At 46.9% G+C, this 8,228-nt stretch carries 10 protein-coding genes; 6 read left to right on the forward strand and 4 right to left on the reverse strand.

The features are described 5' to 3' along the window. Positions 1–237 precede the first annotated feature (237 nt). Positions 238–1,455, forward strand: a complete 1,218-nt coding sequence (locus HU824_RS18470; protein ID WP_136010318.1) for a GTP-binding protein — start codon at positions 238–240, stop codon at positions 1,453–1,455. Between the two features lie 89 nt (positions 1,456–1,544). Here HU824_RS18470 and nadD read toward each other — a convergent pair whose 3' ends face one another. From nadD to HU824_RS18490, 4 genes are all read right to left on the reverse strand, one after another. Further along, positions 1,545–2,102, reverse strand: coding sequence for a nicotinate (nicotinamide) nucleotide adenylyltransferase (gene nadD / locus HU824_RS18475; RefSeq protein ID WP_176469649.1), 558 nt, complete (start codon positions 2,100–2,102; stop codon positions 1,545–1,547). A gap of 22 nt (positions 2,103–2,124) precedes the next feature. Then, the gene (locus tag HU824_RS18480) at positions 2,125–2,361 is read right to left on the reverse strand and encodes a hypothetical protein (protein ID WP_136010316.1); all 237 of its coding nucleotides are present in this window, start codon (positions 2,359–2,361) and stop codon (positions 2,125–2,127) included. Further along, the gene (gene gmk / locus HU824_RS18485) at positions 2,358–2,921 is read right to left on the reverse strand and encodes a guanylate kinase (RefSeq protein WP_136010315.1); all 564 of its coding nucleotides are present in this window, start codon (positions 2,919–2,921) and stop codon (positions 2,358–2,360) included. Before gmk ends, HU824_RS18480 begins: the two co-directional genes overlap by 4 nt. Positions 2,922–3,041: 120 nt before the next feature. Beyond that, the gene (locus HU824_RS18490; protein ID WP_176469650.1) at positions 3,042–3,926 is read right to left on the reverse strand and encodes a YicC/YloC family endoribonuclease; all 885 of its coding nucleotides are present in this window, start codon (positions 3,924–3,926) and stop codon (positions 3,042–3,044) included. Positions 3,927–4,017: 91 nt separating this feature from the next. Between HU824_RS18490 and tsaB the strand changes: the two genes are divergently transcribed. From tsaB to HU824_RS18515, 5 genes are read left to right on the forward strand one after another with little or no spacing between them, the layout of a single operon-like run. Beyond that, positions 4,018–4,710, forward strand: coding sequence for a tRNA (adenosine(37)-N6)-threonylcarbamoyltransferase complex dimerization subunit type 1 TsaB (gene tsaB, locus HU824_RS18495; protein ID WP_136010313.1), 693 nt, complete (start codon positions 4,018–4,020; stop codon positions 4,708–4,710). Positions 4,711–4,761: 51 nt separating this feature from the next. Beyond that, complete coding sequence (locus HU824_RS18500; protein ID WP_176469651.1) at positions 4,762–5,373, forward strand: DUF4290 domain-containing protein; 612 nt, start codon at positions 4,762–4,764, stop codon at positions 5,371–5,373. A gap of 19 nt (positions 5,374–5,392) precedes the next feature. Beyond that, positions 5,393–6,700 carry a UDP-N-acetylglucosamine 1-carboxyvinyltransferase gene (gene murA, locus HU824_RS18505; RefSeq protein ID WP_136010311.1) on the forward strand — a complete coding sequence of 436 codons (1,308 nt, stop codon included), beginning with the start codon at positions 5,393–5,395 and terminating at the stop codon, positions 6,698–6,700. A 1-nt stretch (position 6,701) separates the two neighbouring features. Continuing rightward, complete coding sequence (gene rimM / locus HU824_RS18510) at positions 6,702–7,238, forward strand: ribosome maturation factor RimM (protein ID WP_176469652.1); 537 nt, start codon at positions 6,702–6,704, stop codon at positions 7,236–7,238. Continuing rightward, a complete protein-coding gene (locus tag HU824_RS18515) occupies positions 7,235–8,092 on the forward strand; it encodes a M23 family metallopeptidase (protein ID WP_136010309.1) in 858 nt (285 codons plus the stop codon). Before rimM ends, HU824_RS18515 begins: the two co-directional genes overlap by 4 nt. Positions 8,093–8,228 lie beyond the last annotated feature (136 nt).

Here is an 8,228-nt window from a genome sequence, read left to right on the forward strand (position 1 = left end):
TGTTTCTGAGAGAATGTTTTCGCTTCCTTTCTTGCGGATTTATAATTTTTTCTATAACTTGCCACTGTTTATCAGTAAGGTTAGTTGAGTATTGTTCCATAACTCTAATTGATTGACACTCATAAAGTTATAAATAAATCTACAATTAACCTACTGATTTACAATATATTATTCATTGCAATAACGTTTATCTTCAATAAATTTTAAACAGCTTCTTAATCTATAACTGAAATGATTATGAATACAATAGAAATCCCCGTATTACTGCTGACCGGTTATCTGGGCAGTGGCAAAACAACTTTGGTAAACCACATCCTTTCCAATGAACGCGGCATCAAGTTTGCTGTTATCGTCAATGATATAGGTGAAGTGAACATTGATGCAGACCTTATACAGAAAGGTGGCATAGTAGGAAAGAAAGAGGAAAGTCTGGTAGCTCTGCAGAATGGCTGTATCTGCTGTACGCTGAAGACAGACTTGATAGAGCAGATGTTCGAAATCATGAAGATGCAACGCTTCGACTACATCGTGATTGAGGCGAGTGGCATTTGCGAACCGGAACCTATTGCCCAAACACTCTGCTCCATTCCTCATATGGGAGGAGCGTATACCAAATACGGCATTTGCCGCTTAGACTGTATTACCACCGTGGTGGATGCCTTACGTCTGCAAAGTGAATTTTCTTGTGGAGGCGACCTAACCCGCAAAGACATTGACGACGAAGATATCGAAAACCTCATTGTCCAGCAGATTGAGTTCTGCAACATCATCCTGCTGAACAAAGTCGCAGAAGTGCAACCGGAAGAGCTGAAACGCATCAAACAGATTATCCGCACCCTGCAACCCGGTGCCGAAATCATAGAATGCAATTACGCCGACGTGAATCTGGACAAGATTATCCGCACCGGCCTTTTCAACTTTGAACGTGCTGCCACCTCCGCCGGATGGATTCGGGGAATAGAGCGGCAAGTCACCGAGGAAGAAGAGAGGGAAGCACACCACCATCATCACCATGATGAAGAGAAACATCAGCACGAAGAGTGCCATGCCCACCATCATCACCACCATACCGAAAGCGGTGAAGTGGAAGAATATGGCATCGGCACTTTTGTCTATTACCGCCGTCCGGCATTCGACATCCACAAGTTCGACCATTTCGTCGCCACCAAATGGCCTCGCAGCATTATCCGTGCCAAAGGTGTCTGTTACTTCAGCCATAACCGTGACATGTCATTCCTCTTTGAGCAGGCAGGGGTACAGAAGAAAATAACCGAAGCCGGACAATGGTATGCTACCGCCCCCGAAGAAGACCTGATAGAACTGATGCGACAAGAACCGGGACTGCTGAGAGATTGGGATGAAAAGTACGGTGACCGCATGCAGAAGATTGTATTCATCGGTCAACATATAGACAAGGAACAACTGATACACGACTTGGACGAGTGTCTGGAGTAAACCCAAACACCAAAGCCTATTGGCATACAATAAATGAACATAATTCAGCCGGAGACTGAAAGGCATTCGGTCTCCGGCTCATCGTAAGGCTACCTGCTCAGCTCCTCATAAACCGCCGGATGCAGGAAATAGCGTACATCTTTTCCTTCTTCCATTGCCTGACGAATAAAAGTAGAGCTGATTTCGAACACCGGAGAAGAAACTGTCCGCACATTTTGCGACAAAGATGCGGTTTCCACCGGATAACCGGGACGAGGATAAACAAGAATACGGTTTTCGGCAAGAATACGCTCCGACTCATACCAACGGGAGAAAATTCTCCAATTGTCAGAACCGATGATAAGATGGAAAACATGTTGTGGATAAGTTTGTTTTAGTGCATCCAGCGTATGAACAGTATAAGAAGGCCTAGGCAGATGGAATTCAAAATCGGAAGCGCGAAACTTGGGATAACCCTCAGTGGCTAGCTGCACCAGCTTCAAACGTAACTTGTCATCCATCAGACCGTTTTCTTCCTTCAGCGGATTGTGGGGGGTGACCATAAACCACACTTCGTCCAGGTCCCCGTATTCGCAAAGATAGTTGGCGAGAGCCAAATGTCCGATGTGTATCGGGTTGAATGAACCGCTGAAGATTCCTATATTCATTTATTCTTATTCATATACAACCTTACAAAGGACGTCTTTGCAACGCACGCCAAGCAGCCCAAGCATTGAAAATCGTCACTACAGAAATAAGAAACATTGAAATACTGGAACGAGGCTCGCCATGCTGTATATACAATACACCCACAACAAGGGAGCAGACGAACAGAATGCTATTAATAATCAGCAATGCCTTGTTCAGCTTCGGGCTGTTCTTCCTCCTCGGTGCCAACTGGTTGTGCACTCCTCCACGTTGTTTCATTCGTTCAAGAATTGAGAGATTACTTTCAATGCTTCCGCTTTGGCTGTCTCCAGGTCATCGTTCACAATCACGGTATCGAACTTCGGTACAAAGCCCAGTTCGTATTCGGCTTTCGCCACGCGGCTCTCTATCACTTCGGGAACATCTGTTCCGCGCCCCACCAAGCGTTTGCGCAATTCCTCCACTGAAGGTGGCTGAATGAAAACAGACAAAGCACGCTCACCATAGAATTTCTTGATATTGCAACCACCCACTACATCCACATCGAACACTACATTCTGTCCGGCAGCCAATTGCTTTTCCACCTGCTCCTTCAGTGTTCCGTAAAAACGGTCCTGATAGACCTCTTCATACTCCAGGAATTCATCATTGGCTATGCGACGACGGAACTCGTCAGGAGTCAGAAAGAAATACTCCACTCCATCTTTCTCCGTTCCGCGGGGCGGGCGGCTGGTCGCTGAGATGGAGAATGCCAAGTTCAGATTTTGAGTCAGCAGATAGTTGATAATCGTTGACTTGCCGGAGCCCGAAGGGGCTGAAAATATGATAAGTTTTGCCATGAAATTTACGATTTAACGATGTACGATTAAAGTTAGAAGATTTACGGCTTGACGTTTCAAGACATACACATCAAAGCAACTTCAATCGTACATCGTAAATCGTCAAATCGTAAATCAAAATCACATTACATTCAATACTTGTTCCTTGATTTGTTCCAGTTCGTCCTTCATCTGGACAACAATCTTCTGCATCTCTGCATGATTGGACTTACTGCCCAAAGTATTGATTTCACGTCCCATTTCCTGGGCAATGAACCCTAACTTCTTACCTTGTCCGGTTCCGGTTTCCAGCGTATTGATAAAGTATTTCAGATGATTGCCAAGACGCTGCTTCTCTTCGTTCACATCCAGCTTTTCGATATAGTAGATGAGTTCCTGCTCCAGGCGGTTCTTGTCATAATCCACACTCAAGGTCTTTTCCAGTGCATCAGTAATGCGTTCCTTCACTTTGGCGACGCGTTCTTTCTCGTAGGGAGCGATGGCCTCCAGCAAATGGAAGATGTTGGCAATCTTTTCGCGAAACTTCTTTTCGAGGGCAGCGCCTTCCTGCCTGCGGAAATCGACCAGCGCATTGACAGCTTGTTCCACAGCCGAATAAACCACAGTCCATTCCTCCTCACTCAGTTCCTGCACATCATTCTTAGTCATCACATCCGGCATACGGAGCAACGTGGCAAACCAGTCCGTCGCATCCGGTACAGGTATTCCTAGATTTTCTGATATAGCACAAATCTGCTTGTAATATCCCTCCACCAACGTCTGGTTGATGGGAGTGGCGTTTTCCGCACTCTCTTTCTTTTCTATCCAAAGACTGAAATCCACTTTTCCGCGTTCCAGTTTCCGTGATATTTCATTACGGATTTCCATCTCCTTCTCACGATAAAGCGGGGCAATGCGAGCAGATAAGTCCATTGCCTTACTATTGAGCGACTTTATTTCAACGTTGATTTTCTTATCAGGCAGTTCGACGGTTGCTTTGCCGTAGCCTGTCATAGATTGTATCATAATGTTATAGTTTTGCGCAAAATTACACGATTATTTTAATTAGTGAAAATAATCACGTAAATTTGCACTACTAAAATCAAGAATAAAAGTTATGTCATGTATCTTGCATATTGAAACGTCCACTTCAGCCTGCTCCGTAGCCTTGAGCGAAGACGGACAGAACGTTTTCAAGAAAGAGGACCTGAATGGCCCTTCACACGCCGTTTCATTGGGAGTCTTTGTGGACGAGGCGCTATCCTTTGCCGATAGCCATGCCATGCTGTTGGATGCAGTCGCCGTGAGCTGCGGTCCTGGTTCGTATACCGGGTTGCGTATCGGTGTGTCGATGGCAAAAGGTATCTGCTATGGACGTAACCTACCGCTTATCGGACTGGAAACCCTGAAAGTCCAGTGTGTACCTGTATTGCTCTACCACGATGAGTTACCCGACGACGCACTGCTCTGCCCCATGATTGACGCCCGCCGCATGGAAGTCTATGCTGCCATCTACGACCGTGCCTTGAAACCGGTGCGCAACATTGCAGCCGATATTGTGGACGAAAGTTCCTACCTGGAATTCTTAGAGCAACATCCGGTCTACTTCTTCGGAGATGGCGCAGCCAAATGCAAAGAGAAAATCACGCATCCCAATGCACACTTTATCGACGGCATTCGTCCGCTTGCCGGCATGATGTTCCCGTTGGCAGAGAAGGCAATAGCCGAACAAGACTTCAAGGATGTAGCCTATTTCGAGCCCTTCTATTTGAAGGAATTCGTAGCCGGCACGCCAAAGAAACTTATTTAAATAATCATCCATTTTTAAATAATCATCCATTGTCAATTATCCTTTAAAGAAATGCAATATAACACTCAACAAAAGCGGATGCCTCTGCCCGAATACGGTCGTAGCATCCAGAATATGGTAAACCACGCGCTGACAATCGAAGACCGTGCAGAACGACAGCGTTGCGCAAACACAATCATCAACATCATGGGAAACATGTTTCCCCATTTGCGCGATGTGCCCGACTTCAAACATAAATTGTGGGACCACCTTGCCATCATGGCCAACTTTCAATTGGATATAGATTATCCGTATGAAATTATCCGCAAGGACAATCTGAACACCAAGCCAGAGAGCATCCCCTACCCCAGTACCAAAATCCGCTACCGCCACTACGGCCGTACATTGGAAGTACTGATAAAGAAAGCCATCGAATTCCCGGAAGGAGACGAGAAACAAAACCTGATAGCCCTTATCTGCAACCACATGAAGAAAGACTACATGGCATGGAACAAAGATACCGTCGACGACCGTAAGATTTCAGACGACCTTACCGAACTCTCTGACGGAAAACTGCAAATGACAGACAGCATCGTCCGACTCATGGCCGAACGTATCGACCTGAACTACCGTCCGAAGGTGAATAACCGGAATAACAATCGGAACAATAAACGGAAATACTAAATTGGAGTTATAATTCAATATGGCATCATTTGTAATCGAAGGAGGACACAGACTTTCCGGCGACATTTCCCCCCAAGGAGCGAAAAACGAGGTGTTGCAAATTATCTGCGCCACATTGCTCACTGCCGAAGAGGTGACTGTGCACAATATCCCGGACATACTGGACGTCAATAACCTTATCCAATTGATGCGGGATATGGGAGTCAGCGTATCAAAAAAGGGCATTGACACTTACAGCTTCCAAGCTGCCGACATTGATTTCGCCTATCTGGAAAGTGATGCGTTCCTGAAAAAATGTTCCAGCCTACGCGGTTCCGTCATGCTGGTAGGGCCCATGGTGGCACGTTTCGGCAAGGCCATGATTTCCAAGCCGGGTGGAGACAAGATAGGACGCCGCCGTCTGGATACACATTTTATCGGTATCCAAAATTTAGGAGCCCACTTTTTCTATAATGAGGAGCGTGGCATCTACGAAATATCAGCCAAACAACTGCATGGCAGTTATATGCTACTCGATGAGGCATCTGTAACGGGCACCGCCAATATCGTAATGGCAGCCGTCCTTGCCAAAGGAAAGACCACCATCTACAACGCCGCCTGCGAACCCTACGTGCAGCAACTTTGTAAAATGCTGAACCGGATGGGAGCCAAAATAACGGGAATCGCCTCCAATCTCCTGACCATTGAAGGAGTGGACGAGTTGCATGGTACCGGGCACACCATCCTTCCCGACATGATTGAAGTGGGCAGCTTCATCGGCATGGCAGCTATGACCCGTAGCGAACTGACGATCAAGAACGTCTCCTACGAAAACTTGGGAATCATTCCCGACAGTTTCCGCCGCCTCGGCATCAAGATGGAGCAGCAGGGAGACGACATTTACGTGCCTACACAAGAGACGTACCAGATAGAGTCCTTTATCGACGGCTCCATCATGACTATTGCCGACGCGCCCTGGCCCGGACTGACACCGGACTTACTCAGTGTGCTACTGGTGGTTGCCACTCAGGCAAAAGGCAGTGTACTCATTCACCAGAAAATGTTCGAAAGCCGCCTGTTCTTTGTGGACAAGCTGATAGATATGGGAGCGCAAATTATTCTCTGCGACCCGCACCGTGCCGTTGTCATCGGTCATGACCACGGCTTCAAACTACGTGGCGGCAACATGACCTCGCCCGATATCCGTGCAGGCATCGCCCTGCTGATAGCTGCCATGAGTGCAGACGGAATCAGCCGCATCCACAACATAGAGCAGATAGACCGTGGGTATCAGAACATCGAAGGACGACTGAATGCGCTCGGAGCAAGAATAACAAGGATAGAATAAAATGATAAAGAGAGAAGAAGTATATAAGATAGGTATATTCAACAAACCTCACGGCATTCACGGAGAACTGTCATTCACTTTTACAGACGACATCTTTGACCGAGTAGAAGCAGAATACCTAATCTGTCTGCTGGACGGTATACTGGTGCCTTTCTTCTTGGAAGAATACCGTTTCCGCTCCGACACCACCGCCCTTGTCAAACTGGAAGGCGTGGACACGGCAGAACGCGCCCGCATGTTCACCAATATTGAGGTTTACTTTCCCGTAAAGCATGCGGAAGAGGCAAGACCGGGTGAACTGAGCTGGGACTTCTTCGTCGGTTTCCGTATGAAGGAAGTACACCACGGCATACTGGGAGAAGTGACGGACGTGGATACATCGACCATCAATACGCTGTTTGTGGTGGATCGTCAGGGAGAAGAACTGCTGGTTCCGGCACAGGAAGAGTTTATTATAGACATTGACCAAAAGCACAAGGTCATAACCGTAGACCTACCGGAAGGTTTGATAGCTTTGGACGAAACAGAAGAGGTATGAAAAAGAAACGGAGAAAAGCATTTTGGAATAACATTAAGTTCAAGTACAGACTGACGATTACGAACGAGAATACCCTTGAGGATATCATCACGTTGCGCGTATCCAAACTGAACGGATTGTCCGTATTGCTCTCCGTGTTGTTCGTATTGTTTCTCATCGCCTCCTTGATTGTAGCCTTCACCCCGCTGCGCAACTACCTGCCCGGATATATGAACAGTGAAATTCGTGCCCAGGTAGTGGAAAATGCCTTACGCGTAGATTCCCTCCAGCAACTGGTGAACAGACAGAACCTTTATATCATGAATATCCAAGACATCTTCCAGGGCAAGATAAAGGCAGACACCATACACTCCATCGACTCGCTGACCAACCTGCGCGAAGATTCGCTCATGGAACGCACACAACGGGAAACCGAATTCCGCAAGCAGTACGAGGAAACAGAGAAATACAATCTGACAGGCATTACCGCCCGCCCCGAAATAGACGGACTGATCTTCTACCGCCCCACGCGCGGCATGATTTCATCTCCCTTCAATGCCGAAACAAAACACTTCGGCACAGACATCGCCGCCAATCCGGGCGAAAGTGTATTAGCCACCTTAGACGGTACCGTCATACTGAGTACCTACACTGCCGAAACGGGGTATCTGATAGAAATACAACACAATCAGGACTTCGTGTCAGTCTACAAGCATTGCGGCTCTCTGCTGAAGCGGGAAGGCGACGCAGTGAAAGGAGGAGAAGCCATCGCACTGGTAGGAAACACCGGCGAGATGTCCACCGGTCCCCACCTCCACTTCGAGCTTTGGCATAAGGGCAGGGCCGTAAATCCCGAGCTTTACATCGTATTTTAGTCTTCAAATCATTAGTGTCCAATAAAAATGGACGAGTTAAAAAATTAATCAAATAGTCCTTCAAAAAGGGGATAATCGAGTTCTTTGATATCGTTGAAATCAGTCTTATCGAACAGGTCACGTAAGTTCGTTTTGT

The sequence above is a fragment of the Bacteroides sp. L10-4 genome (genome assembly GCF_013373675.1).
In the GTDB taxonomy this organism is placed as follows: Bacteria; Bacteroidota; Bacteroidia; order Bacteroidales; family Bacteroidaceae; genus Bacteroides; species Bacteroides muris.

Excerpts from the sequence above, each read along its gene's own strand:
- HU824_RS18470 (WP_136010318.1), top strand. The coding sequence starts at position 238 with ATGAATACAATAGAAATCCCCGTATTACTGCTGACCGGTTATCTGGGC.
- nadD (WP_176469649.1), bottom strand. The coding sequence starts at position 2,102 with ATGAATATAGGAATCTTCAGCGGTTCATTCAACCCGATACACATCGGA.
- HU824_RS18480 (WP_136010316.1), bottom strand. The coding sequence starts at position 2,361 with ATGAAACAACGTGGAGGAGTGCACAACCAGTTGGCACCGAGGAGGAAG.
- gmk (WP_136010315.1), bottom strand. The coding sequence starts at position 2,921 with ATGGCAAAACTTATCATATTTTCAGCCCCTTCGGGCTCCGGCAAGTCA.
- HU824_RS18490 (WP_176469650.1), bottom strand. The coding sequence starts at position 3,926 with ATGATACAATCTATGACAGGCTACGGCAAAGCAACCGTCGAACTGCCT.
- tsaB (WP_136010313.1), top strand. The coding sequence starts at position 4,018 with ATGTCATGTATCTTGCATATTGAAACGTCCACTTCAGCCTGCTCCGTA.
- HU824_RS18500 (WP_176469651.1), top strand. The coding sequence starts at position 4,762 with ATGCAATATAACACTCAACAAAAGCGGATGCCTCTGCCCGAATACGGT.
- murA (WP_136010311.1), top strand. The coding sequence starts at position 5,393 with ATGGCATCATTTGTAATCGAAGGAGGACACAGACTTTCCGGCGACATT.
- rimM (WP_176469652.1), top strand. The coding sequence starts at position 6,702 with ATGATAAAGAGAGAAGAAGTATATAAGATAGGTATATTCAACAAACCT.
- HU824_RS18515 (WP_136010309.1), top strand. The coding sequence starts at position 7,235 with ATGAAAAAGAAACGGAGAAAAGCATTTTGGAATAACATTAAGTTCAAG.